25 protein-coding genes are annotated in these 26,246 nt (G+C 60.3%); 4 read left to right on the top strand and 21 right to left on the bottom strand.

Translation table 11 applies throughout. The features are described 5' to 3' along the window. Nucleotides 1-6 precede the first annotated feature (6 nt). Nucleotides 7-627 (top strand): energy transducer TonB, encoded by a 621-nt coding sequence (locus CCX46_RS05605; RefSeq protein ID WP_127925987.1) that lies wholly within the window; start codon nt 7-9, stop codon nt 625-627. Nucleotides 628-630: 3 nt separating this feature from the next. Here the strand turns inward: CCX46_RS05605 and CCX46_RS05600 are convergent, their stop codons facing one another. From CCX46_RS05600 to ppc, 7 genes are all read right to left on the bottom strand, one after another. After that, entirely contained in the window at nt 631-1,323 is a 693-nt protein-coding gene (locus tag CCX46_RS05600) for an extensin-like domain-containing protein (RefSeq protein ID WP_127925986.1), read from the bottom strand. Between the two features lie 2 nt (nt 1,324-1,325). Beyond that, complete coding sequence (locus CCX46_RS05595; RefSeq protein WP_127925985.1) at nt 1,326-2,162, bottom strand: isocitrate lyase/PEP mutase family protein; 837 nt, start codon at nt 2,160-2,162, stop codon at nt 1,326-1,328. Nucleotides 2,163-2,194: 32 nt separating this feature from the next. Next, nucleotides 2,195-3,055, bottom strand: coding sequence for a DUF72 domain-containing protein (locus CCX46_RS05590; RefSeq protein WP_127925984.1), 861 nt, complete (start codon nt 3,053-3,055; stop codon nt 2,195-2,197). Next, complete coding sequence (locus tag CCX46_RS05585) at nt 3,055-3,366, bottom strand: hypothetical protein (protein ID WP_127925983.1); 312 nt, start codon at nt 3,364-3,366, stop codon at nt 3,055-3,057. Before CCX46_RS05585 ends, CCX46_RS05590 begins: the two co-directional genes overlap by 1 nt. 214 nt (nt 3,367-3,580) lie before the next feature. Beyond that, the gene (gene tsaB, locus CCX46_RS05580) at nt 3,581-4,255 is read right to left on the bottom strand and encodes a tRNA (adenosine(37)-N6)-threonylcarbamoyltransferase complex dimerization subunit type 1 TsaB (protein WP_127925982.1); all 675 of its coding nucleotides are present in this window, start codon (nt 4,253-4,255) and stop codon (nt 3,581-3,583) included. Nucleotides 4,256-4,348: 93 nt separating this feature from the next. Then, nucleotides 4,349-4,999 (bottom strand): adenylate kinase, encoded by a 651-nt coding sequence (adk, locus tag CCX46_RS05575; protein WP_034154864.1) that lies wholly within the window; start codon nt 4,997-4,999, stop codon nt 4,349-4,351. A 300-nt stretch (nt 5,000-5,299) separates the two neighbouring features. Then, on the bottom strand, nt 5,300-7,930 hold the full coding sequence (ppc, locus tag CCX46_RS05570; protein WP_127925981.1) for a phosphoenolpyruvate carboxylase: 2,631 nt from the start codon (nt 7,928-7,930) through the stop codon (nt 5,300-5,302). Between the two features lie 213 nt (nt 7,931-8,143). Here ppc and CCX46_RS05565 point away from each other — a divergent pair, with 213 nt between their 5' ends. The 3 genes from CCX46_RS05565 (at nt 8,144) to CCX46_RS05550 (ending at nt 10,113) form a co-directional block, all read left to right on the top strand. Then, the gene (locus tag CCX46_RS05565) at nt 8,144-8,488 is read left to right on the top strand and encodes a hypothetical protein (protein WP_008078374.1); all 345 of its coding nucleotides are present in this window, start codon (nt 8,144-8,146) and stop codon (nt 8,486-8,488) included. Between the two features lie 377 nt (nt 8,489-8,865). Next, nucleotides 8,866-9,270: a DUF4398 domain-containing protein gene (locus CCX46_RS05555; protein WP_034154861.1), complete on the top strand. Its 405-nt coding sequence runs from the start codon at nt 8,866-8,868 to the stop codon at nt 9,268-9,270. A gap of 54 nt (nt 9,271-9,324) precedes the next feature. After that, a complete protein-coding gene (locus tag CCX46_RS05550; protein WP_038357819.1) occupies nt 9,325-10,113 on the top strand; it encodes an OmpA family protein in 789 nt (262 codons plus the stop codon). A gap of 234 nt (nt 10,114-10,347) precedes the next feature. On the opposite strand, the gene CCX46_RS05545 is transcribed toward CCX46_RS05550, so the two are convergent. From CCX46_RS05545 to CCX46_RS05480, 14 genes are all read right to left on the bottom strand, one after another. After that, entirely contained in the window at nt 10,348-10,677 is a 330-nt protein-coding gene (locus CCX46_RS05545) for a hypothetical protein (protein ID WP_127925980.1), read from the bottom strand. Next, nucleotides 10,674-11,579, bottom strand: a complete 906-nt coding sequence (locus tag CCX46_RS05540; protein ID WP_127925979.1) for an alpha/beta hydrolase — start codon at nt 11,577-11,579, stop codon at nt 10,674-10,676. The genes CCX46_RS05545 and CCX46_RS05540 overlap by 4 nt, the downstream gene beginning before the upstream one ends. Before the next feature lie 179 nt (nt 11,580-11,758). Then, entirely contained in the window at nt 11,759-13,036 is a 1,278-nt protein-coding gene (locus CCX46_RS05535) for a flavohemoglobin expression-modulating QEGLA motif protein (RefSeq protein ID WP_127925978.1), read from the bottom strand. 33 nt (nt 13,037-13,069) lie between these two features. Continuing rightward, nucleotides 13,070-13,624 carry a hypothetical protein gene (locus CCX46_RS05530; RefSeq protein ID WP_127925977.1) on the bottom strand — a complete coding sequence of 185 codons (555 nt, stop codon included), beginning with the start codon at nt 13,622-13,624 and terminating at the stop codon, nt 13,070-13,072. A 157-nt stretch (nt 13,625-13,781) separates the two neighbouring features. Continuing rightward, entirely contained in the window at nt 13,782-14,495 is a 714-nt protein-coding gene (locus tag CCX46_RS05525; protein ID WP_127925976.1) for a TetR/AcrR family transcriptional regulator, read from the bottom strand. A 105-nt stretch (nt 14,496-14,600) separates the two neighbouring features. Continuing rightward, complete coding sequence (gene lysS, locus CCX46_RS05520) at nt 14,601-16,103, bottom strand: lysine--tRNA ligase (protein WP_122591277.1); 1,503 nt, start codon at nt 16,101-16,103, stop codon at nt 14,601-14,603. Between the two features lie 113 nt (nt 16,104-16,216). Then, nucleotides 16,217-17,312 (bottom strand): peptide chain release factor 2 gene (gene prfB / locus CCX46_RS05515; RefSeq protein ID WP_102900567.1). Its coding sequence is split into 2 segments (ribosomal slippage): nt 16,217-17,239 and nt 17,241-17,312, totalling 1,095 coding nucleotides; the frame shifts between segments, so codons are not numbered across the junction. A gap of 442 nt (nt 17,313-17,754) precedes the next feature. Continuing rightward, nucleotides 17,755-18,756, bottom strand: coding sequence for a response regulator (locus CCX46_RS05510; protein ID WP_077571285.1), 1,002 nt, complete (start codon nt 18,754-18,756; stop codon nt 17,755-17,757). Between the two features lie 48 nt (nt 18,757-18,804). Continuing rightward, nucleotides 18,805-19,815 (bottom strand): chemotaxis response regulator protein-glutamate methylesterase, encoded by a 1,011-nt coding sequence (gene cheB, locus CCX46_RS05505; protein ID WP_127925975.1) that lies wholly within the window; start codon nt 19,813-19,815, stop codon nt 18,805-18,807. Beyond that, entirely contained in the window at nt 19,812-22,100 is a 2,289-nt protein-coding gene (locus CCX46_RS05500) for a hybrid sensor histidine kinase/response regulator (protein WP_127925974.1), read from the bottom strand. The genes cheB and CCX46_RS05500 overlap by 4 nt, the downstream gene beginning before the upstream one ends. Continuing rightward, nucleotides 22,097-22,780: a chemotaxis protein CheW gene (locus CCX46_RS05495; protein ID WP_127925973.1), complete on the bottom strand. Its 684-nt coding sequence runs from the start codon at nt 22,778-22,780 to the stop codon at nt 22,097-22,099. The genes CCX46_RS05500 and CCX46_RS05495 overlap by 4 nt, the downstream gene beginning before the upstream one ends. Continuing rightward, nucleotides 22,777-24,048: a CheR family methyltransferase gene (locus CCX46_RS05490; RefSeq protein ID WP_127925972.1), complete on the bottom strand. Its 1,272-nt coding sequence runs from the start codon at nt 24,046-24,048 to the stop codon at nt 22,777-22,779. Before CCX46_RS05490 ends, CCX46_RS05495 begins: the two co-directional genes overlap by 4 nt. Then, nucleotides 24,045-24,581 (bottom strand): chemotaxis protein CheW, encoded by a 537-nt coding sequence (locus tag CCX46_RS05485; protein ID WP_127925971.1) that lies wholly within the window; start codon nt 24,579-24,581, stop codon nt 24,045-24,047. Before CCX46_RS05485 ends, CCX46_RS05490 begins: the two co-directional genes overlap by 4 nt. After that, on the bottom strand, nt 24,581-26,203 hold the full coding sequence (locus CCX46_RS05480) for a methyl-accepting chemotaxis protein (RefSeq protein WP_127925970.1): 1,623 nt from the start codon (nt 26,201-26,203) through the stop codon (nt 24,581-24,583). The genes CCX46_RS05485 and CCX46_RS05480 overlap by 1 nt, the downstream gene beginning before the upstream one ends. Between the last annotated feature and the right edge of the window lie 43 nt (nt 26,204-26,246).

Below are 26,246 nucleotides of genomic sequence, written 5' to 3'. Positions count from 1 at the left end.
AAAAAAATGTCAGGCATTCTTCCCACATCGATTGGCTACATCTCGCCCCATGGCGACTTTAGCCGTCACAACACTCAAGCACTGAGCGGCGTCAGTCACCTGTGGCAGGATTTCTTTGCCCAGGCGCTGGCCGAACAGACGAGTGAAGTGGTGCCTGCCTGCGGTACGTTTCCGCCGGTTGACCTGAGCAGCCCGGAAGAACCGACCATCGGCAGCGAGTTGCACGCGCACATCGTCAGTCAGCGTGAGTGCGATGTGGTCGAAACTGAAGTGCGTCCGCCGGAGCCATTGTTCCTGCCGATCGCCGAATTCGAAATGGACCTGCTGGACAAGCCATTCCCTCCTTTCCCACCTGAAGAACTCAAGGCTCAGCAAGAGCAACAGGATTTCGACAGCAGCTGGGTGCGTCCGGTGGTGATCAACAATGGTCAGCCTGTTCCAGAGCCTGGCCCGGCCCCGCAGAAGAAACCGCTGTACCTGCCGATTGCCGAGTTCGACCTCGACCTGATGCAGAAGCCTTACCCGCCGTTCCCGCCAGAAGAAATCGTCGAGCAACAGAAGGCGCTGGACTTCGATAATGGCTGGGCGCGCCCGATCGTTCTGCAGAACCTGCGCCTCGCCGCCTAAACCTCAGCGACACACGCTCCAGCGCCCGACATCGACATGAAAGTGATTGCGATGGGCGGCGTTGTAATCCGGACTCAACACCACACTGAACGCCTCGCAGGCGCCGTCGCGCACCTGACGGAGAAACTGCGCGTCCTGATTTTGCTTCGGCCAGTCCTTGAGCACGCTGACCGTGCGGCCATCGGCCAGACGAAACCCGGCGATGTCCAATGCATCGGCGCTGGCGTGACGGCTGAGCGCGCCGCTTTCGCGGTTGTAGACATTGCGACAGGCGAAGCTGCCGAGGTGATCGACACGCGCGACCTTTTGCCCGTAAACAGACTGCGCGGTGGGTTGCAGCGTGTGGTGTTCAAACATCGCGTAAGCCACCGCCAACGGGCAACTGGCGAGGAAGCTACTGCTCAGCGCCACCTCACCGCCCTGTACGCGTAATGCACCGATCAGTGGGCACTTGGCGTCAGGACTGTCGGATTGACGTGTGACGCGCAGATCGGAACTGCTTAACGCCTGGGCGCAGAGCTCAGGATCACTGCGCAAGCGCATCAGCTTGTAACCGGTCAGCCAGTTGGGCGCGGCTTGCACATCCAGCGGCGCCCATGGATTCCATTCTGGCGGCACGTCCAGCCAACCGCGCCAGACACTGATCAACGCGCCGCCGATGATCAACAGGACGCTTAGCGCAATCCATCGCCCCATGCTCAACCCTTGAAGAACTGATTGGCCTTGGCGTACGGCATCGACTGCGAGGTAAAGCCGAACGTGCCCGATTGCTGGATCTCTTCAGCGGCGCGAAAAAATTCGCCGAACGCCGCCAACGCCAGCGCCGAACCGGTACTGATGCGGCGCACGCCCATTTCCTCCAGCTCCTGCACGGTCAGTTTCAAGCCGCCAGACATCAGCACGTTGACTGGTTTCGGCGCCACCGCGCGCACCACCGCCAGCACTTCTTCGGCGTTGCGCAAACCTGGCGCGTACAGCACGTCGGCGCCTGCTTCGGCGAAGGCCTGCAAGCGGCGGATGGTGTCGTTGATGTCGGGATTACCGTGCAGATAGTTTTCCGCACGCGCGGTGAGAATGAAGGGAAATGGTAGCGTGCGCACCGCAGCAACAGCGGCTTCGATGCGCGCCACGGCGTGTTCGAAACAATAGATCGGCGCATCCGCGCGGCCTGTGGCGTCTTCGATCGAGCCACCCACCGCGCCCGCCTCGGCTGCGCGAAGCAGGCTTTTCGCGGCTTCGGCCGGGTCATCGGAAAAACCGTTTTCCAGATCCACCGCCACCGGCAGATCCGTCGCGGCGACGATTGCGCGGACATTGGCCAAGGTCTCATCAAGGCTCAAGGCACCGTCAGCCTTGCCTTGGGAAAACGCATACCCGGCGCTGGTGGTCGCCAAGGCCTGATACCCCAGGCTGGCGAGCATTTTCGCCGAACCTGCATCCCACGGATTGGGAATGACAAAAATCCCCGGACGCTCATGCAGGACTTTGAAGGCGTGGGCTTTACGGGTTTGTTCTTGAAGGGCTGAGGCGTCCATCGGCAGGCTCCCTGGCAGGATAAAAATCCGCCTCAGAGCAGGTCAAGTTGCTCGGCGGCGGGTTCTCTGTATAGCTCAGGCAGCGCTGGCAGGCCAGGCAAACGTTGCATCAGTTGCGTGTGAAAACGTTGCGCCAGTTTTGCCGCCAACAGGTTGTCGGCGGTGTGCAGGAAGATGTACGGCGTGCGCCCCTCTTCGATCCACTCGGCGATTTTAGCCACCCACGGCAGCAGAAACGGGTCGTTGGCCTCAAGCTCTGGATGGCCAATGAAGCGCACCTGCGGAAATTGCGTAAATGCCGCCGGGCGTGTCGGCACTCGCGGCTTTTTCGATTGCGCGTGAATCACCGAAGACTCGGTCGACAGGCAGCTGAACAGCGCACGCGGATCAAGGCAAATGCGCTCGACACCACGATCCAGCAGCAGGCGATTCAGCAGGCGTTCGCTCTCGCCCTTGGCGAAGAACTGTTCATGCCGCACTTCCACCGCCAACGGGCAATCCAGCGCATCGATGAACGCTGCCAGTTCCGGCAGGCGATGCGGCGTAAAGCTTTTCGACAGTTGCAACCACAGCGGCGAGACACGCTGGCCGAGGGGTTTGAGTAATTGCAGGAAGGTATCGGCGGCGGTCAGTTGCTCGCGCAGATCACCGCTGTGGCTGATGTCGCCGGGAAATTTGGCGGTGAAGCGAAAGTGTTCGGGCATCACCTCGGCCCAACGCTGCACGGTGGCCGGCGACGGGCTAGCGTAGAAGGTCGTGTTGCCTTCAACGGCGTTGAACACTTGCGAATAGAGACCGAGGAAATCGGCGGTTTTGGCGTCTACCGGGTACAGATACTCGCGCCAGGCATTTTCGCTCCAGGACGGGCAACCGAGGTAGTAAGGCAGATCCATCAGATGTACAGATCGAGGCCCAGCACGTCTGCATCCCAATCGACAAACCCGGCGGTGCTCAGGTAGCTGGCCAGGGCCATGGCTACGCTCTTTTTCATCGCACGGTGGTAAATCATGTCTTGTTGACGGGCGGGCAGATTGCTCAGGCGTTGCGCGGCGGCTTTGGCAGCAGCGCGGGCAGCCATTTGCTCTTCAGTCGGAAATTCCAGCTCGCCGTCGATATCGTCGACGGACTCATCCAGCGCCGCATTGCCTTTACGAGGCTTGCGCTTGATGGGGTAGGACTGAGAGGAAAGGCCGTCTATACGCATAATTTCATGCTCGGTATCGATGATGGCAATTTAGCGGCACCTGACCGACTTAGCAAATCGCCGAGTGATAACTAGAACACATAAAGCGCAAAAGGTTTAAAGCGAGGGGTTAGAAACTGACGATTGGCTTCAGAAGATCAAAAGATCGCAGCCTTCGGCAGCTCCTGCAGAGGTACACATGTAGGAGCTGCCGAAGGCTGCGATCTTTTAGGAGTTAGCGGGCTTTCGGGGTGGCGACTTTATCGCGCAGGTAAACCGGTTGCGCGTCATCCGCCGGAATCGATTCGCCACGCTCCCAAGCGAAGCGCGCCAGAGTCAGCAGATCCTCGGCGTGGGGCAACATGCCTGCATCCGAGCCGCTCAGATTGACCGCGATCCGCTCGGCATAACCCCAACCGGTGCCGGCACCGAACCACTCGCCACTGGCATCGGCCGGCAGCGCCGCGACTTCCGGCGGCAGCACCGCTTCGGCGCCCACCAGACGCATCTCCCCTGCCGTCTCGCGGTAGCAGCCCCAATACACTTCATCCATCCGCGCATCGATGGCCGCCGCAACCTGGCTCACACCGTACTCACGCAACGCGCGCTGGGCCAATACGGCAAGGTTGGACACCGGCAACACCGGACGATCCAGCGCAAACGCCAAACCTTGCACCACACCAATGGCAATCCGCACCCCGGTGAATGCACCCGGCCCGCGACCGAAGGCAATCGCATCGACCGCTTGCAACGTGGTGCCGGCGCCGGCCAGCAGTTGCTGAATCATCGGCAGCAGCTTCTGCGCGTGCAGCCGCGGGATCACCTCGTAATGGCTCGTGACCTTGCCGTCATGCAGCAAAGCAACGGAGCAAGCTTCAGTCGCGGTGTCCAGGGCCAGCAAGGTGCTCATCGATGTTTCCAAAACAGGGGTGGGAAAAAGTGCGTCAGTATAAACAACTACGGCCCGCAAGCGGGCCGTGGATGATGCTGCGGTTCAGACTTTTCAGCTCAGCGCGGCCAGCACCTTGGCGGTGATCGCATCGACCGAACCAACGCCCGGGATGTGGCTGTACTTCGGCTTGCCAGCGTTTTTCGCGGACAGGTTCTGATAGAACTCCACCAGCGGCTTGGTCTGCGAATGGTAGACCGACAGGCGATGACGCACGGTTTCTTCGGTGTCGTCCTTGCGCTGTACCAGCTCTTCGCCGGTGATGTCGTCTTTGCCCGCAATTTTCGGCGGGTTGTAGACGATGTGGTAAACGCGGCCGCTGGCTTCGTGAACACGACGACCGGCGATGCGTTGAACGATTTCTTCGTCTTCAACAGCGATTTCAACCACGGCATCCAGCTCAACACCGGCAGTCACCAGGGCTTCAGCCTGCGGAATGGTGCGCGGGAAGCCGTCGAACAGAAAGCCGTTGGCGCAGTCAGGCTGAGCGATACGGTCCTGAACCAGTGCGATGATCAGGTCATCCGACACCAGACCGCCGGCATCCATGATGCTCTTGGCTTGCACGCCCAGTGGAGTACCGGCCTTGACCGCTGCACGCAGCATGTCGCCGGTGGAAATTTGTGGAATGCCGAATTTTTCGGTGATGAACTTAGCCTGAGTACCTTTACCGGCCCCGGGAGCTCCCAGCAGAATGACGCGCATTAGATGTGCTCCTCAATTTTTTTATAAAAAGCTTTTACAAAACAAAGGATTCGCCGCTTGGGACGAATCCTGAAAATACGGGTCGTGGCCGCACAAACGGCCAAAGGCTGATCAAGATACACAGCAGGCTGCGCCCACACAAGACGCCAAAAGTCGGAGAAACCGAAGCCCCCCGCGACCTTGCGACGCGGTAACCCAAGTCGCAACCCCATCATTAACTGTCGCCTAGCGGCACTTTGCGCCGTGAGGCAAAGCGGCATCCGACGTTTGTTGCCGATGCCGCACGCCACGACAAAAACGTTAGCCGGTATTTCGCAAACCGGCGGCAATCCCCGCCACAGACACCAGCAACGCCTGTTCCACCGGGCTGCCCTGCTCGACCTCCTGTTGCCGCGAACGGGCCAGCAATTCGGCCTGCAATAGATGCAGCGGGTCGAGGTAGGTGTTGCGCAAACGGATGAATTCGAGGGTGTCAGGGCTATGTGCCAGCAGCTGCGACTGGCCAGTCAGGCCGAGCACCACCGCACACGCCTGCGACAATAGGTCGCGTAACTGCGCGCCCAACGGCAGCAAGTCCGGCTCGACCAGACGCTGATCGTAGGACAATGCGATATCCGCATCAGCCTTGGCCAAGACCATTTCGAGCATGTCGATACGAGTGCGGAAGAACGGCCATTGTTCACGCATCTGCCCGAGCAATTCGCCTTCGCCGCGCTCCAGTGCTTTGCTCAGCGCCGACTCCCAACCCAGCCACGCTGGCAGCATCAACCGCGTTTGCGTCCAGCCAAAAATCCACGGGATCGCTCGCAGACTTTCTATGCCGCCCGCGCGACGCTTGGCCGGGCGACTACCGAGCGGTAAACGCCCCAGTTCCTGCTCCGGCGTGGACTGGCGGAAGTACTCGACGAATTGCGGGTTTTCCCGCACCACCTGGCGATAAGCGCTGACACCGTCCGCCGCCAATTCATCCATCAGATGGCGCCATTCCGGTGTCGGCGGTGGTGGCGGCAGCAAAGTCGCTTCAAGCACCGCCGCCAGGTACAGATTGAGGTTTTGCTCGGCGATATCTGGCAGGCCGAATTTGAATCGAATCATTTCGCCCTGCTCGGTGGTGCGGAAACGCCCCGCCACCGATCCCGGCGGCTGCGACAGAATCGCCGCGTGCGCCGGGCCACCGCCACGCCCCACGGTGCCGCCGCGACCATGGAACAACAACAATTCGACTTGCTGCTCGCGGCAGATTTCCACCAAGCGTTCCTGCGCACGATATTGCGCCCAGGCCGCCGCCGTGGTGCCAGCGTCCTTGGCCGAGTCGGAATAGCCGATCATCACTTCCTGCGGACCTTGCAGCCGTGCACGGTAGCCCGGCAGCAGCAACAAGCGCTCCATCACCGGCCCGGCGTTGTCGAGGTCGGCGAGGGTTTCGAACAGCGGCACTACGCGCATCGGCCGTAGCACGCCGGACTCTTTGAGCAGCAGTTGCACGGCAAGCACATCGGAAGCAGCGCCGGCCATGGAGATCACGTAGGAGCCGAGCGAAGCGCCCGGTGCGGCGGCGATTTCCTTGCAGGTGTCGAGTACTTCAGCGGTATCAGCAGAAGGCTTGAAGTGCGCCGGCAGCAATGGCCGACGGTTGCTCAGTTCGCGGGTGAGGAAAGCGATGCGCTGCTCTTCGTCCCAGTCTTCATAACGACCGAGGCCGAGGTAATCAGTGATTTCGGTCATTGCCGAGCTGTGCCGCGAGGAATCCTGCCGCACATCGAGGCGTACAAGGAACAGGCCAAAAGTCACCGCACGACGCAGGCAATCAAGCAGCGGGCCATCGGCGATCACACCCATGCCACACTCGTGCAGCGAGTTGAAGCACAGCTCCAGCGGATCGAGCAGATCACGGTTGTTGCTCAGCACATCAGACGGCGCTGGCGTCGGTGCGGTCAGCGCGGCGTGTGCCCAGTTGCGCGTCGCGCGCAGGCGTTCGCGCAGTTGTTTGAGCACCGCACGATACGGTTCGGCGCTGTCGCCAGCCTTGGCTTTGAGGGCATCGCTGGCCTGCTGCATCGACAGTTCAGCCGCAAGATGATCGACATCGCGCAGGTACAAATCGGCGGCCATCCAGCGCGCCAGCAGTAGCACTTCGCGAGTCACCGCGGCGGTGACGTTGGGGTTGCCATCACGGTCGCCGCCCATCCACGAAGCGAAGCGAATCGGCGCCGCTTCCAGTGGCAGACGCAGGCCGGTCGCTTCATGCAAGGCCTTGTCGGCCTTGCGCATATGGTTGGGGATCGCCTGCCACAGCGAATGCTCGATCACCGCGAAGCCCCACTTGGCTTCGTCGACCGGCGTCGGGCGCGTGCGGCGGATTTCTTCGGTGTGCCAGGCTTCGGCAATCAGCCGTTGCAGGGTGTTTTGAATCTGTTCGCGTTCGGCGCTGGTCAGGTCGCGATGATCCTGCGCAGCGAGTTGCCCGGCGATCGCGTCGTACTTCTGGATCAGCGTGCGCCGCGCCACTTCGGTCGGGTGCGCGGTCAGCACCAATTCAATTTCCAGTCGCGACAATTGCCTCGCCAGGGATTCGGCGCTGTGGCCTTCATTGCGCAAACGCGCGAGCAATTCCGGCAGCACACGGGATTCGAACGGCGCCGGCTGCGATTCTTCGCGGCGATGGATCAACTGATATTGCTCGGCGATGTTCGCCAGATTGAGAAACTGGTTGAACGCCCGCGCCACCGGGAGCAATTCGTCTTCGCTCAATTGATTGAGGCTGGCGCTCAGTTCAGCATCCATCGAGCCCCGGCGATCGGCCTTGGCGCCCTTGCGAATCTGCTCGATCTTGTCGAGGAAGGCCTCGCCGTACTGGTCTCGAATGGTGTTGCCCAACAGCTCTCCGAGCAGGTGAACGTCTTCGCGCAAGCGTGCATCAATATCGGTCATCAGCAATTCCCCAGCAGTAATCCGGACGGCTTAGAAACGAGTGCATGACCTAGAGAGTGCCGCTCTACGCCGCTTCTTACAAGCAGCCGACGAAGGGACGTTAAACCTTGTGGGCGAAAGCTAGTCTCAACAGTAAGCCGTACAACGGCTTGCCGCCGGCGCTGCCGGACACACACCCAGGCCTGCCATGAGCAGGCGCGAAATGAGGTCATCATGAAAATTCGTGAACTCGCCCAGCATTGGGAAGAAAACGCCAAAGGTCGCCTGACCGACACTGGCTACACGATTCACCTGGACGTTGAAGCGGCTGCGCGACTGGCAGCGATTGCCGAGATGTACCCCAAACGGCATGCCGAAGAGCTGCTCGGCGAACTGATTGGCGCAGCCCTTGAAGAGTTTGAAGCGAGCCTGCCGTACGTGAAAGGCTCGACGGTGGTGGCGACGGACGAGGAAGGTGATCCGTTGTATGAGGATGTTGGGCCGACGCCGCGGTTTCTGGCGTTGTCGCGCCGGCATTTGCATGACCTCTCGGCGGCTGCCGGCAAGCAAAAACACTGACACAACCTAGATCAAACTCTAGGAGTGAGCCTGCTCGCGATAGCAGTTTTTCATTCAACATTTTTGTTGTCTGATACAACGCCATCGCGAGCAGGCTCACTCCTACAGGGATGGTATTTCAAGCTGAAAATCGATGTGCTTTCGGCGTCTTGAAACCCCGCGCGTACCACTCTCTGCCGCCAAAGTTCCCGCTTTAGAGCCTTGTCCATTCGGTCAAAATATTTTTTGGCGATAGGCCATCTTTTCTGAACTTTTGAAAAATCCCGCCGGTCGGAACCTGTAACCACGCCTGGAACGAGCGTTTCAAAAACGCGCTTTCACACGTCGCTTGCGGCTCCTCGACCAGGATGGATTCAGATGTATTCAGGAGATGCCTAATGGAGTTGAAGACCATGAAAAACCAAACCTCGTTTACCCACCTGCGCGGTCTGAAACTGGCTGCTCTGGCGATCGGCACCAGCTTCGTACTGGCCGGTTGCGCCGGTAACCCACCGACCGAGCAATACGCCGTGACCCAATCGGCCGTGAACAGCGCAGTCAGCGCCGGCGGTACCGAGTTCGCTGCGGTTGAGATGAAGCAGGCGCAGGACAAGCTGAAGCAAGCCGAAATCGCCATGCACGACAAGAAGTATGACGAGGCTCGCACCCTGTCCGAGCAAGCCGAGTGGGACGCTCGCGTCGCCGAACGCAAGGCTCAGGCAGCCAAGGCCGAACAAGCCGTGAAGGATTCCCAGAAAGGTGTTCAGGAACTGCGTCAGGAAAGTCAGCGCACTGTGCAGTAAGCGCGCATCCCGATAGCAACGCTGAAACTTTTATCGATAGAAAGGACGAAAATTATGCGTAAGCAACTGATGATCCCAGCTCTTTTGGCCGCAAGCGTCGCTCTGGCTGCCTGCTCTACCCCGCCGAACCCGAACCTGGAACAGGCGCGCACCAACTACGCCGGCCTGCAAGCCAACCCACAGGCGAGCAAAGTCGCGGCGCTGGAAACCAAAGACGCCAGCGATTACCTGGACAAGGCCGACAAGGCTTATCTGGACAAGCAAGATGCGGCCAAGGTTGACCAACTGGCCTACCTGACCAACCAGCGCGTGGAAGTGGCCAAGCAGACCATCGCCCTGCGCACTGCGGAAAACAACCTGAAGAACGCCGCTGCCCAACGTGCCCAGGCGCGTCTGGATGCGCGTGATCAGCAGATCAAACAGCTGCAGGACAGCCTGAACGCCAAGCAGACCGATCGCGGTACGCTGGTGACTTTCGGTGACGTGCTGTTCGCCACTGACCGTGCCGACCTGAAATCCAGCGGTCTGGTGAACATCAACAAACTGGCGCAATTCCTCCAGGAAAACCCGGATCGCAAAGTGATCGTCGAGGGCTACACCGACAGCACCGGTACTGCCAGCCACAATCAGTCGCTGTCCGAGCGTCGCGCCAACTCCGTGCGCACCGCGCTGGTGAAAATGGGCGTTGATCCAGCGCGTATCGTCACCCAAGGCTATGGCAAGGAATACCCGGTTGCCGAGAACGGCAGTGTTTCCGGCCGTGCGATGAACCGTCGTGTGGAAGTGACCATTTCCAACGACAACCAGCCAGTGATGCCACGTTCGGCAGTCAGCTCGAACTAAGCTTCAGGCTGTAACGCAAAAGCCCCGTCTGAGTGATCAGGCGGGGCTTTTTTTGTGGCGCTGAAATCGCGGCCCCTCACCCCAGCCCTCTCCCGAGGGAGAGGGAGCCGATTTGTAGTGCTTTCAGAATTTGTGTTCGACACGATGGATCAGGTCGGCGTATAGCGAAAGAACACCTCGGTCAGTCCCCTCTCCCTCTGGGAGAGGGTTAGGGTGAGGGCTGAACCTGCAGAATCACTCTTGCAGCTTCTGCGGGGTCTCTTCGCCCATGCAGCGCACGGCTTTTTTCTGAGCGTTAATCAGCACACCGGTCAACCCTTTCTGCTCGGTATCGAACAACACCAGCACGCCATCAATGCACTGCGCCACTTGCGGCGCCGGGGTGAGCGAGACTTTGTAGTCTTCGCCCGGCACCGTCTTGAGCATGGTGAATTCATTGAGCAACAACGCATCCTCGGGTTTGGCAAAGTGCAGGTAGCCGTAGTACCACAGCGCCCCGACGGTGCCGAGGATGCTGCAGATACCGGTGATGATCAGCGGGATGGCGTTACGTTCTTCAGTCATTGCGGACTCTCGTCTTCAGAATTCGGGGGGGTCGGGTAATTGGGGATTTCGCCGAGACGGCGCAGGCCGTTGAAGTGCTCGGGATCGTCGAGGTAGCGCAGCATGACCTGACGCCACACCGGGTCGCCGAAGGTCTGCACATGACCGCCGCGAGTCAGTTGCAGCACGCGCGGTGGCGGCGCAGCCTGATACAGGCGGATGCCGTTGGAAAGTGGTACCAGCGGATCGTCGATGCTGTGGAAAATCAGTTTCGGCACGCCGTTGAGCTGCGGCATCGAGTTGATCGCGCTGTCGCCGTCCGGCACCAGCCACGACAACGGCACCTGAAATGGCCAGGTCAGCCACGAGGTACTGAGGGCGTATTGGCCGACGCTGCGATAGCTGGCGGGCACGCCGTCGAGCACCAAAGCCTTGAGCTGCTTTTGTCTTTCAGGATGTTGTACCAGCCAATGCACCGCCATCGAACCGCCGAGGCTTTGGCCGAGCAACACCAATGGCTTGCCTTTGACTTCCGGCGACTTGTCGAGCCAGGCGAACGCGGCGTCGATGTCCTGATAGATCGCCGGCAAACTCGGCTCGCCCTCGGACAAGCCATAGCCGCGATAGTCCACCAGCAGCACTTGATAGCCATTTTTCGGCAGCCACCAACTGCCACCCAGGTGCATCGGCAGATTACCGCCGTTGCCGTGCAGATGCAGGACGGTGCCTTTGACCTCGACACCGGGTTTGGCCGGCAGCCACCAGGCGTTGAGCTTCAACCCGTCAGCCGTGACCAGCGTGACGGTGCGGTATTCGAGTTTGGCTTTTTCCGGGGTGAAAATCTGGCCCGGCTCGGGGTAGAACAACAAAGAGCTGCAACCGCCGAGGGTCAGGAGCAGGCAGATGATGCCGAGGATTCTCATCCGGTGAAACCTCGCAAAAAATTCGGGTTGGAACACAATAATTGTGGCAATAAAGAACCCTGTGGGAGCGAGCCTGCTCGCGAAAGCGGTGTGTCAGCCAACATTAATGTTGAATGTGAAATCGCATTCGTCGGAACGCCGCCCGGAGCACGCTCGCTCCCACAGGGAATATCAGTTGCTCAAAGGATATTGGAGTAATCCGCTTCGATCCGGTCCAGGCTCAAATGGTTGAGGAAGTTGGAGAAGCACATCCACGCCGACAACGCATTCAAATCGCGGAACTGGTCCGGCAGATACTTCGGCGGCACTACCAATCCTTCATCCACCAACTGGCGCAAGGTACGCATGTCTTCCAGCGTGGTCTTGCCGCAGAACAACAACGGAATCTGCTCAAGCTTGCCTTTACGCACGGCCAACTGAATGTAGTTGTAAACCATGATAAAGCCCTTGAGATAGGACAAGTCTTTGGTAAATGGCAGACCGGTCGGCGTCGATCCACGGAAAACCCGGCTGGCGTTGCCGTAGCTTTCGGCCATCTCGAAACCCTGTTCGCGGAAGAACTCGAACACCTGCAGGAAGTCCGCGCCCTCCTCGACCATGTGAATCGCGCGGGTGCGGTTGGTCAGTTTGCGCAGACGACTCGGGTAGGAGGCAAAAGTGATGATTTCCATCAGGATCGCCAGGCCTTCCTGAGTCACCGTCGACGAGGGCGGGCCTTTGGAGAGGAAGGTGCAGATCGGCTGATTGAGACCATTGAGCGTGGTGCCGACGTGGACCAGACCCTCGTGGACTTCCAGCGCACGCACGTCGCGATCGTTGAACATCGCGTCGGTACGGATCTTGATGTAATCCGCACCGGCCGCTGCGTCGGCGACGATGCCGTCGGACTCGAATACGCGAATGGTTTCCTCGGCCTCGCCGAACACCTTGTTCAGACGGGTTTGCAGCAAGTGCACGGCGTCCTTGGCGGTGAGGGTTTTCGGTTCGTCCTTGAGGTCGCCACGACCATCGATGTTGTTCAGATAGTCGGACATCATCAGGCCGAGGTCGGCCAGCGTCGGGTCACCGGCGTGGAAGGCATCGGACGCAGCGCCGTACAGCTCTTGCGAGATCAACCCGAAATCCTCGGTGCCGCGCGCTTCGAGCATGCGCACCACCATGCGGTATTCCTTGCACATGCGCCGCATGATCTGCCCGACCGGGTTGAACTGGCCGAGCTGACGGGTGATGTCACGCTCGATGTTCTGGAATTCCAGTTTGACCTTGCTCGAATCGAAACTCAGCGGCCGGTTGAGGTAGTAGTCACGATCCACCGCCGGCATTTCCTTGCCTTTGGCCTTGAGGAAGCCCTTGCGGATGTTCTCGTCCCACTTGACCGCGTCGAGCACACGGATCGGTGTCTGCGCCAGCACAATGCGGTCGGACAATATGCGTATCGACTGCTGGTAATCGTCCACCCGAAACTCCTGTAGAAAACCTGACGTAGTGAATTATTGGGCGCGGGCCTGGCGCTGGTAGCGCACGGCTTCGACAAAGACATCGGAATTGGCCGGATCGTCGAGGTAAGCAAAGACCTTGTCGAGGTTACTGTCGACATGCACGCCGTCGCCATCGTCGGTCTGGAAGGCCTGACCGTCGAGGGCTTTTTGTTTGATCGCCTGGTTGATCTGCTCGAGGTCGAGGTTATAAACCACCAGTTCGTGTTTATCGGTGAGTTCGAAACCGGCGATGGTGTAGTGGCCGCCAAACCGCGCCGGGACTTTCGCCGACAGATACCAGCGGTTGCCATGGCGCGACACGGTGAACGGATAGGCTTCGCGTTCACGGGGCTTGGCCTTGAAGTAGGTGACGGCCTGATAGCGGTCATTGCCCAGGCGCGTCAGCTCAAGGTTCATCGGCTCGCCCCAGGCATTGGTGCTCGACCATTTGCCGAGCAAGCCCTTGGGCGCCGGGTCACTGGTGGCCAGCGGTTCCTTGAAGGTCACCAGACAGCCACTGAGCAGCAGGAACGACAAGGCGATCAGCACGCCACGCCAGGCTTTCATTCAATACTCCCTATGAACATGCGCCGCCCTGAATATCACTGCAGTCCCCTGTGGGAGCGAGCCTGCTCGCGAAAGCGGTGTGTCAGGCAACAAAGATGTTGAATGTCAGACCGCATTCGCGAGCAGGCTCGCTCCCACAGAGTGAAGCAACAGCGGATTACACCGACGCGAGCACCAGGTGCATGTAGCGCGTCAGAATGCCGAGCATGTCCTCTTCGGCCAAAGGCTCGGCGTCGTTGAGCAGGCCCTGATATTCCATCCGTCCGATAATCGCCGTCAACACCTTGGCATCTTGCTGCGGTTCACGCGAGCCCAATACCTGAAACAACTGGCAGGTGCCCTGCAACAGAATCTGCTGATGCGAGCGCACCAGAATTGCCAGACGCGGATTGAGCAGCGCTTCCTGGCGAAACGCCTGCTCGGCCATCAAATGCTCGCGACGGTTAAGCAATTGACGGTGTACATAATCCGCCATCAACCGCGCAATGTCGTCGGCCAGTTGCGAACGCGACTCCGGGCTGCCGTCACCGCTGACCACCATCTCGCGCAGCAAACCTTCGTTGTTGACCCACAACTTGGCCATGTACGCCGCACTGCGCTCGACATATTGGGCGAAGGTATCGGTGAGCAGGTCGTCGATGTCCTTGAAGTAGTAGGTGGTCGCCGACAACGGCACGCCGGCCTCGGCGGCCACTGCGCGGTGGCGCACGGCACGTACGCCGTCACGCACGACAATGCGCATCGCCGCGTCGAGAATGTCCTGTCGACGCTGCTCACTGCCCTGTCGGCTGGCCTTGCGACCCTGGTACTGAACACTTTCAGCGACCGCAGTGGCGATACCCGCTGCACCCTCTTGAGCTATTGCACCCATCACGACAGAACTTCCTCTGCTATTGCAAAATTAACCAATTGATACATTTGTACCAGACAGGCAATAAAAAGCCGCCTGTTTTAGGCGGCTTTTTAACTGAAACGTTTACGCTTGCGGTCGCATGTGCGGGAACAGGATCACATCGCGGATCGACGGCGAGTTGGTCAACAACATCACCAGACGATCGATGCCGATGCCTTCACCGGCCGTTGGCGGCATGCCGTACTCCAGCGCGCGAACGAAGTCGGCGTCGTAGTGCATGGCTTCGTCGTCACCGGCGTCCTTGTCGGCCACCTGCGCCATGAAGCGCTCGGCCTGGTCTTCTGCGTCGTTCAACTCGGAGTAGGCGTTGGCGATTTCACGGCCACCGATGAACAACTCGAAGCGGTCGGTGACGTTCGGGTTGTCATCGTTACGACGGGCCAGCGGCGACACTTCGAACGGGTACTGGGTGATGAAGTGCGGCTGTTCCAGCTTGTGCTCGACCAGTTCTTCGAAAATCATCACTTGCAGCTTGCCCAGACCTTCGAAGCCCAGCACCTTGGCACCGGCCTTCTTGGCGATGGCGCGGGCCTTGTCGATGTCGTTCAGATCATCGGCAGTCAGCTCAGGGTTGTACTTGAGGATCGAGTCGAACACCGACAGACGCACGAACGGCTCGCCGAAGTGGAACACCTTGTCGCCGTACGGCACGTCGGTAGACCCCAGCACCAGCTGCGCCAGTTCACGGAACAGTTCTTCGGTCAGGTCCATGTTGTCTTCGTAGTCAGCGTACGCCTGGTAGAACTCCAACATGGTGAATTCAGGGTTGTGACGAGTCGAAACGCCTTCGTTACGGAAGTTGCGGTTGATCTCGAAAACCTTTTCAAAACCACCGACCACCAGACGCTTCAGATACAGCTCTGGCGCGATACGCAGGAACATTTCCATGTCCAGCGCGTTGTGGTGGGTTTCGAACGGTTTGGCCGCGGCGCCGCCCGGAATGGTCTGCAGCATCGGCGTTTCGACTTCGAGGAAGTCGCGCTTCATCAGGAAGCTGCGGATGTGCGCGATCACTTGCGAACGGACGCGGAAGGTCTGACGCACTTCTTCGTTGACGATCAGGTCAACGTAGCGCTGGCGGTAGCGCTGTTCGGTGTCGGTCAGGCCGTGGTGCTTGTCCGGCAGCGGACGCAGCGATTTGGTCAGCAGACGCACGCTGGTCATTTCAACGTACAGGTCGCCCTTGCCGGAACGCGCCAGGGTGCCTTCAGCGGCGATGATGTCGCCCATGTCCCAGGTTTTCACCGCGGCCAGGGTGTCTTCCGACAGGGTTTTACGGTTGACGTAGACCTGGATGCGACCGGTCATGTCCTGGATCACCATGAACGAGCCACGGTTGAGCATGATGCGACCGGCAACCTTGACCGGGATTGCAGCCTCGGCCAGCTCTTCCTTGGTCTTGTCCGCGTACTGTTTCTGCAAGGCATCGCAGTAGTTGTCGCGGCGGAAGTCGTTCGGGAAGGCGTTGCCCTTGGCGCGCTCGGCAGCCAGCTTTTCCTTGCGCAGGGCGATCAGGGAGTTTTCTTCCTGTTGCAGGGCTTGCGGGTCGAGTTGTTGGTCGCTCATGTCTTTAGATATTCCATCAGGTTCGTTGCCCCCGGGCCTTGCGGCCCGGGGATCGCCAGCAGGCTGGCTCCTACAGGGATCGGGTTGAATCAGCCGATGCTGTATTGCGTCTTTTACAGCCCGGATTTCAGGCTGGCATACAGGTATTCGTCGATGTCGCCGTCGAGTACCTTGTCGCAGTCGCTGCGTTCGATGTTGGTGCGCAGATCCTTGATCCGCGACGCATCGAGCACGTACGAGCGAATCTGGTGACCCCAGCCGATGTCCGACTTGGTGTCTTCCAGCGCTTGCGACGCGGCGTTGCGTTTCTGCATTTCCTGCTCGTACAACTTGGCCCGCAGCATTTTCATGGCGGTGTCCTTGTTGGCGTGCTGGGAACGTTCGTTCTGGCAGCTGACCACGGTGTTGGTCGGTACGTGGGTGATACGTACAGCCGAGTCTGTGGTGTTTACGTGCTGACCACCGGCACCGGAGGAACGATAGGTGTCGATCCGCAGGTCTGCCGGGTTGATTTCGATTTCCACCTTGTCGTCAATCTCTGGCGAAACGAAAACCGCGGAGAACGAAGTGTGACGACGGTTGCCGGAGTCGAACGGGCTCTTGCGCACCAGACGGTGTACGCCGATCTCGGTACGCAGCCAGCCAAAGGCGTATTCGCCCTTGATATGCACAGTCGCACCTTTGATACCGGCGACTTCACCGGCGGACAGTTCCATGATGGTGGCATCGAAACCGCGTTTGTCCGCCCAGCGCAGGTACATGCGCAGCAGGATGTTGGCCCAGTCCTGGGCTTCAGTGCCGCCGGAACCGGCCTGGATGTCCAAGTACGCGTTGTTCGGGTCCATTTCATGGCTGAACATGCGGCGGAATTCCAGCTTGGCCAGGTTTTCCTCAAGACGGGCCAGCTCGGCGACGACATCGCCCACTGCGCCTTCGTCGTTTTCTTCGACGGCCATGTCCAGCAGGTCGCGGCAATCGGCCAGACCGCCGTTCAGTTCGTCGAGAGTATCGACGATCTGTGCCAGCGCGGCGCGCTCGCGACCCAGTTCCTGGGCGTATTCAGGTTTGTTCCAGACGCTCGGATCTTCAAGCTCGCGATTGACTTCAGTCAGACGCTCATGCTTTTGATCGTAGTCAAAGATACCCCCGAATAGTTTCGGAGCGCTCGGACAGGTCCTTGATGGTGTTCAGGATCGGGTTGATTTCCATGACGGGCAGCACTCGTTGGCGAACTTTTGAAAGCCGGCGAGTATAACGTAATCAGGCTGTGACGGCAGCCCGTCTGGCGGGTGTGGGGCTCATTAAAGCCTTTGCCCTCACCCTAACCCTCTCCCAGAGGTAGAGGGGATTGATTGGGGGATGTTCGGGAGGTACGCCGACGTGAAAGGGCTTTGCCGAATCCAAGATCGCCAAGGCTTTCAGGCGGAAATTGGCGTGTGGGCCTGCCCTCACCCTAGCCCTCTCCCAGAGGTAGAGGGGACTGATTGGGGGATATTCAAGAGGTACGCCGACTTGAAATGGTAATGCCGAATCCGGAATCGCCACGCTTGAAGATCCATGATCGACTCGGTCGATCAGGTCGATGTACAGCGCCAGACACCTCGATCGGCCCCCTCTCCCTCCGGGAGAGGGCTGGGGTGAGGGTAAGCGCTTACTCGATTCCGACCTGATTACGGCCATTGTTCTTCGCCAGGTACAGGCCACGATCCGCCGCCGAAATCAGCAACCGGCAATCACTGCCCGCCTGCGGCACCATGGTCGCCAGACCAATACTGATGGTCAGACTCGCCCCTTCCGCCGGGGTGTTGTGCGGAATTTTCAGCGAGGCCACGGTCTGGCGCAGTTTCTCCGCCACCAGCCGCGCGCCGCCCGGCGAGGTGTTCGGCAGCACCAGCACAAATTCCTCACCGCCATAACGCGCCGGCAGATCCGACGGTCGTGCGCTGGCCTCGCGGATCGCCGTGGCGACCTTGCGCAGCGCTTCATCGCCTTCAACGTGACCAAAGCTGTCGTTGTAGGACTTGAAGTAATCGACGTCGATCATCAGCAGCGACAACTGGCTCTGATCGCGCAACGAGCGGCGCCACTCCAGTTCCAGGTACTCGTCGAAATGGCGGCGGTTGGACAGCCCGGTCAAGCCATCGGAGTTCATCAAGCGTTGCAGCACCAGATTGGTGTCGAGCAACTGCTGCTGACTGACCCGCAGCGCGCGGTACGCGGCATCGCGCTGCAACAACGTCATGTAAGACCGCGAGTGATAGCGGATGCGCGCCACCAGTTCGATGGTGTCTGGCAGTTTCACCAGATAATCGTTGGCCCCGGCGGAAAACGCCGCGCTTTTGATCAGCGGGTCTTCCTTGGTCGACAGGACGATGATCGGGATGTCCTTGGTCGCCGGGTGATTGCGGTATTCGCGCACCAGGCTCAGGCCATCAAGGCCGGGCATCACCAGGTCCTGCAGGATCACCGTCGGTTTGATCCGCACCGCCTGGGCAATGGCCTGCTGCGGGTCGGAGCAGAAGTGGAAGTCGATATTTTCCTGATTCGACAGCCCACGGCGCACGGCTTCGCCGATCATCGCCTGATCGTCCACCAACAACACCATGGCGGCGTTTTCGTCGGTTTTAATGTCGTCGATCTGTAAGTCATTCATGGGCGGTCACCTGAGTACTGCGGGGGCCAGGATTGCGGATTGACCTGATCATTTGGGGAAAATCTCCTGCAATCGTGGCGCTATTCTTTCCAGTGGACGTATTTCTACGGCGGCATCAATGGCCGCAGCGGCCTTGGGCATGCCATACACCGCACTGCTTTGCTGATCCTGCGCGATGGTCAGATAACCCTGTTGGCGCATGAGCTTAAGCCCTTGCGCGCCGTCACGTCCCATCCCGGTCAATAAAACCCCGATCGCGTCGCCATTCCAATAGCTGGCAACACTCTCGAAAAACACGTCGATCGAGGGACGGTAGATCTCGTTGACCGGCTCGGCGGTGTAGGCCAGCGTGCCGTTTTTTAACAAGCGAATATGGTGATTGGTGCCGGCCAGCAGCACCGCGCCGGCCTGTGGCGGTTCGCCTTCGCGGGCGAGCCTGACATCGAGGCCGCTGGCGCTGGCCAGCCATTCGGCCATGCCGGCGGCGAATACCTGATCGACGTGCTGCACCAGCACAATCGCCGCCGAGAAATCCTTCGGCAAGCCCTTGAGCAACACCTCCAGCGCCGCTGGCCCACCTGCCGATGAGCCGATCGCCACCAGCCGCTTACATGAGGCAGAGCCGCGCTGAGCCGTCGGCGCCGGCCGCGAACGTTGCGGCTTATCGCCGATCAGCCAGCCAATATTGAGAATTTTGCGCAACAAAGGCGCTGCTGCTTCCCGAGCATCACCGACGCCGAGGGCCGGAGTATCGACCACGTCCAGCGCGCCGTGACCCATGGCTTCGAAGACACGGTGCACGTTCTGTTGACGGTCAACGGTCACGATAACGATGGCGCACGGGCTTTCGGCCATGATCCGGCGAGTGGCTTCGACACCGTCCATCACCGGCATGATCAGGTCCATCAGAATCAGATCCGGGGTGTTTTCAGCGCACAGTTGCACTGCCTCGGCGCCATTTCTGGCGACCCAGAGCACTTGATGCGCCGGCTCGAAGGCCAGCGCTCGGCGCAACGCCTCGACCGCCATGGGCATATCGTTGACGATTGCGATCTTCATGCGCGCGCTCCTCCGATGAGCTCGACCACTGCGTCGAGCAGGGCGTCGTCATGAAAACTGGCTTTGGCTAAATAATAGTCCGCCCCGGCATCGAGTCCACGGCGGCGATCCTCTTCGCGATCCTTGTACGACACGACCATCACCGGCAGCGATTGCAGACGGTTGTCGCGACGCAGCAATGTGACCAGCTCGATGCCGTCCATGCGCGGCATATCGATGTCGGTGATCAGCAAATCGAAGTCCTCTGAACGCAGCGCGTTCCACCCGTCCATACCGTCCACCGCCACCGCGACGTCGTAGCCGCGATTGAGCAGCAGTTTGCGTTGCAACTCGCGCACGGTCAGCGAATCGTCGACCACCAGCACCCGTTTACGCGCGGCCTCAGCAGCCTGATTGCCGTGGCGGGCGATGCGCTCAAGGCGCCCGGTATTGAGCAGTTTGTCCACCGAACGCAGCATGTCTTCGACATCGACGATCAGCACCACCGAGCCGTCGTCGAGCAACGCCCCCGCGGAGATGTCCTGCACTTTGCCCAGACGCTCATCGAGTGGCAAGACCACCAGGGTGCGCTCGCCGATGAAGCGTTCGACGGCAACGCCGTAAACTGCATCGCGCTCGCGAATCACCACGACTTTAAGGGTTTCGCCGCTGTTCTGACTGGCCGGACGATTGAGCAACTGGCTGGCCGCGACCAGCCCGACGTGCTGGCCTTCGTGCCAGAAATGCTGACGGCCTTCGACCTGCACGATGTCTTCCGGGGCCAGATCACACATGCGCTCGATGTGCGCCAGTGGGAAGGCATACGCCTCTTCGCCGACTTCGACGACCAGGCTGCGCACCACCGACAAGGTGAGCGGCACTTCCAGATGAAAGCGACTGCCCTCGCCCGCCGCCTGCTCCAACACCACCGCACCGCGCAACTGACGAACCATATGCTGAACGGCATCGAGGCCGACGCCGCGCCCGGACACTTCAGTGACCGTGTCGCGCAGGCTGAAGCCGGGCAGGAACAGGAAGGTCAGCAGTTCTTCTTCGCTCAACTGCGCGGCGGTTTCAGCTGGGGATAACTGCCGTTCGACGATGCTGCGGCGGACTTTTTCCAGATCGACACCGTTGCCGTCATCGCTCAGTTCCAGCACCAGCAGACCAGCCTGATGCGAGGCGCGCAGGCGGATCAGGCCCTCTTCTGATTTGCCTTTAAGCAGACGCTGCTCAGGGGTTTCGATGCCGTGATCGACAGCGTTGCGCAGCAAATGCGTCAGCGGTGCTTCGAGTTTCTCCAGCACGTCGCGGTCGACCTGGGTTTTCTCGCCTTCGATCTCCAGGCGTACCTGTTTGCCAAGACTGCGACCCAGATCCCGCACCATGCGCACTTGACCGGTCAGCACATCGGCGAAGGGCCGCATGCGGCAGGCCAACGCGGTGTCGTAGAGCACCTGCGCACGTTGACTGGCCTGCCAGGCGAATTCGTCGAGTTCGGCGTTTTTCTCGCTCAGCAGTTGCTGGGATTCGGCGAGCAAACGCCGCGCGTCTTCCAAGGCTTCCAGCGCCTCCAGACTCAGCGCGTGTTCCTTGAGGTGCACGTTGAGGTTTTCCAACGCGCGAAGGCCGTTGTTCTGCATGCGTTTGAGGCGTTGCATGGTCGCCAGATGCGGCTTGAGGCGCTGGGTTTCCACCAGCGATTTGCTCGACAGATCGAGCAGGCTGTTCAGACGCTCGGCGGTGACACGCAAGACGCGTTCGCCACCTTCGGTGGTGCGTTTGTTTTTGCGGGGTGCCGGTTCGGAGGGTTCGACCGGGGCTTCGATGATAGGCGCTGGCGCGGGTTCAAACACAGACGGCGCGTCAAGTTGCAACTCGGCCATCGGCGACACAGCAAGTGCTGCTGGCGGCGTCGCTGGATCGAGCAAACCGGCCATCAACGCCACGTAAGCTTCGATATCACTCGGCTGCGGCGCATTCGTCGGGGTAGCAACGCGCATCAGCAAATCGGTGCCCTGCAGCAACGCATCGATATGTTCGGGACGCAGCAGCAAACGCCCTTCCTGCGCGCTGACCAGGCAATCTTCCATCACATGAGCAACGCTGACGCCGCTGTCGATGCCGACGATTCGCGCCGCACCTTTGAGCGAGTGCGCCGCACGCATGCACGATTCCAGTTGATCGGCCTGGGTCGGATTACGCTCCAGCGCCAGCAGCCCGGCGCTGAGCACCTGGGTCTGGGCTTCGGCTTCGAGGCTGAACAGCTCCAGCAAGGAGGCGTCGCGCATTTGCTCGGGGGTCATGTGAGGCTCCGGGTCACGGCGGACAACAGCTGTTCTTCATCCAGCCAACGCAGGCTGCGACCGCGATATTGCAGAACGCCACGGGTGTATTTCGCGCTGGCTTGCGCGCCGGACTGCGATGCGGCGTCGAGAATGCGCTCGTCGATGGCATGAATACCGTCGACCTCATCCACCGGCACCACGACTGGCCCGCCATGGGCGGCGATGATCAACATACGCGGCATGATTCGCCCGCTGGTGGTCGGTGTAACGCTGCCATCCAGATCGAGCAGTTCGACCAGTGACAGACACGCCACCAGCGCGCCGCGCACATTCGCCACGCCAAGCAAGGCTCGCGAGCGCTGGTGCGGCAACGAGTGAATCGCCTGCAGCGGCGCGACTTCAACGAGGCTGCGTGTCGCCAGCCCCAGCCATTCTTCGCCGAGACGGAACATCAACAGCGAACGGGTTTTCACGTCCGTTTCAACGGCCGTGGCCACCGGATCGCGCTCGTCCTGCTGCAACGCATATCGATCGAGCAGACGCGTGGCAGCGGCGGAATACACCGAGCAGTTGCGGCAATGAATGTGCTCGTCCAGCAGCGGACAGGACTTGTCGCCATGGATGCCGATGCGATTCCAGCAGTCATCGATGGCCCGGGCGTCTTCGTGGGTGACGTTCAAGGTGTCGGACGGGATCATCGGTTACGCTCACTGTCAGCGGTGCGGCCACTGCGGGCGGCGCGCTCCTGCAATCGTCTGGCACCGACGCTGTCGCCCTGAGCCTGCAGCAACGCGGCCAGGTGCATCAACGCTTCGGGATGTTGCGGTTCGAGATACAGCGCCTTGCGGTAGAAACCTTGGGCTTCCAGCGTCAGGCCAGCGACATCGCTGAGCAAGCCGAGCCAGTAAAACACCTGAGCCACCGGTTCATGACTGCGCAGATACTGTTCGCAGGCAGCCCGGGCTTCGGCGCTTTTGCCTTCGTTGGCCAGCGCGGCGATATTGGCCAGCAAGGTCGCTGCGTCCGGGTTGCTCGCTTTGCCGGAAACAGGCAAAGGCGTCACGGAGGCAAACGGTCGCTGGCGCACCACCGCTGGCGGTGCGGCGCGCGGCGGTAGGCTGACAGGCAATGTGACGGGTTTAGGCGTCGGCAACGGCTCGGGGTGCGGGTCGCTGTGGCGGCTGAAGGCAAAGGATTGCGGGATGCCGATCGAACGCATGCCCAAACGCCCGAGCAGACTGCCCTCGGCCGGACCGATAAACAGCACGCCATCGACATGAGTCAGGCGTTTGAGCACTTCGAACACCTGCTTCTGGGTCGGCTGATCGAAGTAGATCAAGAGATTGCGGCAGAACACGAAATCGAACGCCGGCTCACTGGCCAACAGCGTTGGATCGAGCACATTGCCGACCTGCAGACGCACTTGCTCACGCACATTCTCGTTGACCCGATGACCGTCCTGCTCAGGCGTGAAATGCCGCTCGCGATAGTCCAGATCCTGGCCGCGAAACGAATTCTTGCCGTACAACGCACGTCGAGCCTTGTCCACCGACAGCGGGCTGACATCCATGCCGTCGACCTTGAACTGATGCGGCTTGAGCCCGGCATCGAGCAAGGCCATGGCAATCGAATAGGGTTCTTCGCCCGTGGAACACGGCAAACTGAGGATGCGCAGCGCACGCATATTGTTCAGTTCGCCAAGGCGTTTACGCGCCAGTTTGCCCAGCGTCGCGAAGGATTCCGGATAGCGGAAAAACCAGGTTTCCGGGACGATCACCGCCTCGATCAGCGCTTGCTGTTCTTCCCGCGAGCCTTGCAGCAACAGCCAATACTCATCGGCATGCGCCGCTTGCGAGAGCGTCGTGCGCTGACGCACGGCGCGCTCGATGATCGCCGGGCCGACCGAGGTGACATCGAGACCGATGCGTTCCTTGAGAAAGTCGAAAAAGCGCTGATCGCTATTCATGCCTGCGCCTCAAGCTGCGCCGGATTGAGCGGCGGATCGGGGAACAGCAAACGGCGCACGGCATCATCAAGCAGGTCATTGACCCGTACCCACTGCACCAACCCCTGAGCATCTTCGCGAACCGGGCCGAGGTAGGGCGCCTCGCGGTTGTCGAGGCCGTAGGGCGCAAACTCATGAGGATGGCAGCGCAGGGTGTCGGTGGCCTGTTCCAGAATCAGTCCGAGCCATTGCGCCGGTTGCGACTCATCAGGCTGGTAATTCACCAGCACCAGCCGCGTACTGGTGCGCGCTTCGGCGGGATGGCCGAAGGTCAATGCGCTGAGGTCAATTACCGGAACTACCGCGCCGCGATAGGCGAACACGCCGGCCACCCACTGTGGCGCCCGCGCGATCGGCTTCAACGGCAGACGCGGCAGCACCTCCGCCACTTCGGTGGCGCGCAGGGCGTAACGCTCGCTGCCGATGCGAAACAGCAGGAACAACGCCGGCTTCGCCACCTGCGCGGCGCTGCGTTTGGCGATGATGTCGCTCATCAGACTTTGAATCGCGAAACGCCGCTGCGCAGCCCGACGGCCACCTGGCTCAGTTCGTCGATGGCGAAACTGGCCTGACGCAGCGACTCGACGGTCTGGCTGCTGGCGTCACCCAACTGCACCAGCGCATGGTTGATCTGCTCGGCGCCGGTGGCCTGAGCCTGCATGCCCTCGTTGACCATCAACACCCGCGGCGCCAGTGCCTGCACTTGATGGATGATCTGCGACAGCTGTTCGCCGACTTGCTGCACTTCGGACATGCCACGGCGCACCTCTTCGGAGAACTTGTCCATACCCATCACCCCGGCAGACACCGCCGACTGGATTTCGCGCACCATCTGCTCGATGTCGTAAGTGGCGACAGCGGTCTGATCCGCCAGACGTCGCACTTCGGTGGCGACCACAGCAAAACCGCGACCGTATTCACCGGCCTTCTCGGCTTCAATCGCCGCGTTGAGCGACAACAGGTTGGTCTGGTCGGCAACCTTGACGATGGTCACCACCACCTGGTTGATGTTGCCGGCCTTCTCATTGAGGATCGCCAGTTTGGCGTTGACCAGATCGGCCGCGCCCATCACCGAATGCATGGTGTCTTCCATGCGCGCCAAGCCTTGCTGGCCCGAGCCGGCGAGCACCGAAGCCTGATCGGCGGCGGTGGAGACTTCAGTCATTGTTCGCACCAGATCGCGCGACGTGGCGGCAATCTCGCGGGAGGTCGCGCCGATTTCGGTGGTGGTCGCTGCGGTTTCGGTGGCGGTGGCTTGCTGTTGCTTGGAGGTCGCGGCGATCTCGGTCACCGAGGTGGTCACCTGCACCGACGAGCGCTGTGCCTGCGACACCAACGCAGTCAGCTCGGTCATCATGTCGTTGAAGCCGGTTTCGACGGCGCCGAATTCGTCCTTGCGCTCAAGGTTCAGGCGCGAACTGAGGTCGCCAGTGCGCATGGTTTCGAGGATCTGCACGATGCGGTTCATCGGCGCCATGATTGCGCGCATCAACAACAGACCACACAGGCCGGCGGCCAGGACCGCGACCAACAGGGAAATGAACATGCTGACTTTGGCTGCGGCCACGGCATCATCGATATTGTTCATGGCCTGATCGGCGACTTTCTTGTTTTCGCCAATGATGTCGTTGAGCTTCATGCGCCCGGAATACCAGGCGGGTGTGAGCTTGTCGTGGAACATCCTGACCGCGTCCGCTTCCAGGTTGCGCTTGTGCAGGTCCAGCACGGCATCCTGAATCTGGATGTAGGCGTCGTGGTACTTCTCGAACGCCGCGAACTCGGTCCGGTCCTCGTCGGTGGCCATGGTCTTGCGATAGTTGGCCATCTGCTCCTGCAAACGCGCCTCGAACGCCTTGTAGTCCGCTGCGTCCTCGCTGGAAATCCCCTCGCCTTCCTTGAGCCCGAGCAATTCTTGGGTCTGCAGATAGCTGTCGACCCAGGCGCCACGGATCATCGAGCTGTAGTAGACGCCGGGAATCGCGTCATCGCGCACGCTGTTTTCACTGGTTTCAATCTTCAACAGTCGCGAATAAGAGACGACGACCATCAGCAACATAATGGCGATAATCACCGCAAAGCTCGCCAAAATGCGTTGGCGCAACGTCCAGTTCTTCACAGTGATTCCTCGTGCCTGATCGAAATGCGGGGAGTATAGCCGA

Origin of the sequence: Pseudomonas sp. RU47 (assembly GCF_004011755.1) — a bacterium.
GTDB lineage: Bacteria > Pseudomonadota > Gammaproteobacteria > Pseudomonadales > Pseudomonadaceae > Aquipseudomonas.
Note: the sequence above shows the minus strand (reverse complement) of the source record. Positions and strands in the feature narration are given on the sequence as shown.

Coding starts and splice junctions, on each gene's coding strand:
- CCX46_RS05525 (WP_127925976.1), bottom strand. CDS start 14,495: ATGGGTGCAATAGCTCAAGAGGGTGCAGCGGGTATCGCCACTGCGGTC.
- ppc (WP_127925981.1), bottom strand. CDS start 7,930: ATGACCGATATTGATGCACGCTTGCGCGAAGACGTTCACCTGCTCGGA.
- CCX46_RS05605 (WP_127925987.1), top strand. CDS start 7: ATGTCAGGCATTCTTCCCACATCGATTGGCTACATCTCGCCCCATGGC.
- CCX46_RS05495 (WP_127925973.1), bottom strand. CDS start 22,780: ATGATCCCGTCCGACACCTTGAACGTCACCCACGAAGACGCCCGGGCC.
- CCX46_RS05585 (WP_127925983.1), bottom strand. CDS start 3,366: ATGCGTATAGACGGCCTTTCCTCTCAGTCCTACCCCATCAAGCGCAAG.
- CCX46_RS05510 (WP_077571285.1), bottom strand. CDS start 18,756: ATGAATGACTTACAGATCGACGACATTAAAACCGACGAAAACGCCGCC.
- CCX46_RS05600 (WP_127925986.1), bottom strand. CDS start 1,323: ATGGGGCGATGGATTGCGCTAAGCGTCCTGTTGATCATCGGCGGCGCG.
- CCX46_RS05490 (WP_127925972.1), bottom strand. CDS start 24,048: ATGAATAGCGATCAGCGCTTTTTCGACTTTCTCAAGGAACGCATCGGT.
- CCX46_RS05545 (WP_127925980.1), bottom strand. CDS start 10,677: ATGACTGAAGAACGTAACGCCATCCCGCTGATCATCACCGGTATCTGC.
- tsaB (WP_127925982.1), bottom strand. CDS start 4,255: ATGAGCACCTTGCTGGCCCTGGACACCGCGACTGAAGCTTGCTCCGTT.
- adk (WP_034154864.1), bottom strand. CDS start 4,999: ATGCGCGTCATTCTGCTGGGAGCTCCCGGGGCCGGTAAAGGTACTCAG.
- CCX46_RS05565 (WP_008078374.1), top strand. CDS start 8,144: ATGAAAATTCGTGAACTCGCCCAGCATTGGGAAGAAAACGCCAAAGGT.
- lysS (WP_122591277.1), bottom strand. CDS start 16,103: ATGAGCGACCAACAACTCGACCCGCAAGCCCTGCAACAGGAAGAAAAC.
- CCX46_RS05555 (WP_034154861.1), top strand. CDS start 8,866: ATGGAGTTGAAGACCATGAAAAACCAAACCTCGTTTACCCACCTGCGC.
- CCX46_RS05590 (WP_127925984.1), bottom strand. CDS start 3,055: ATGGATCTGCCTTACTACCTCGGTTGCCCGTCCTGGAGCGAAAATGCC.
- CCX46_RS05485 (WP_127925971.1), bottom strand. CDS start 24,581: ATGAGCGACATCATCGCCAAACGCAGCGCCGCGCAGGTGGCGAAGCCG.
- CCX46_RS05500 (WP_127925974.1), bottom strand. CDS start 22,100: ATGACCCCCGAGCAAATGCGCGACGCCTCCTTGCTGGAGCTGTTCAGC.
- CCX46_RS05595 (WP_127925985.1), bottom strand. CDS start 2,162: ATGGACGCCTCAGCCCTTCAAGAACAAACCCGTAAAGCCCACGCCTTC.
- CCX46_RS05540 (WP_127925979.1), bottom strand. CDS start 11,579: ATGAGAATCCTCGGCATCATCTGCCTGCTCCTGACCCTCGGCGGTTGC.
- cheB (WP_127925975.1), bottom strand. CDS start 19,815: ATGAAGATCGCAATCGTCAACGATATGCCCATGGCGGTCGAGGCGTTG.
- CCX46_RS05550 (WP_038357819.1), top strand. CDS start 9,325: ATGCGTAAGCAACTGATGATCCCAGCTCTTTTGGCCGCAAGCGTCGCT.
- CCX46_RS05530 (WP_127925977.1), bottom strand. CDS start 13,624: ATGAAAGCCTGGCGTGGCGTGCTGATCGCCTTGTCGTTCCTGCTGCTC.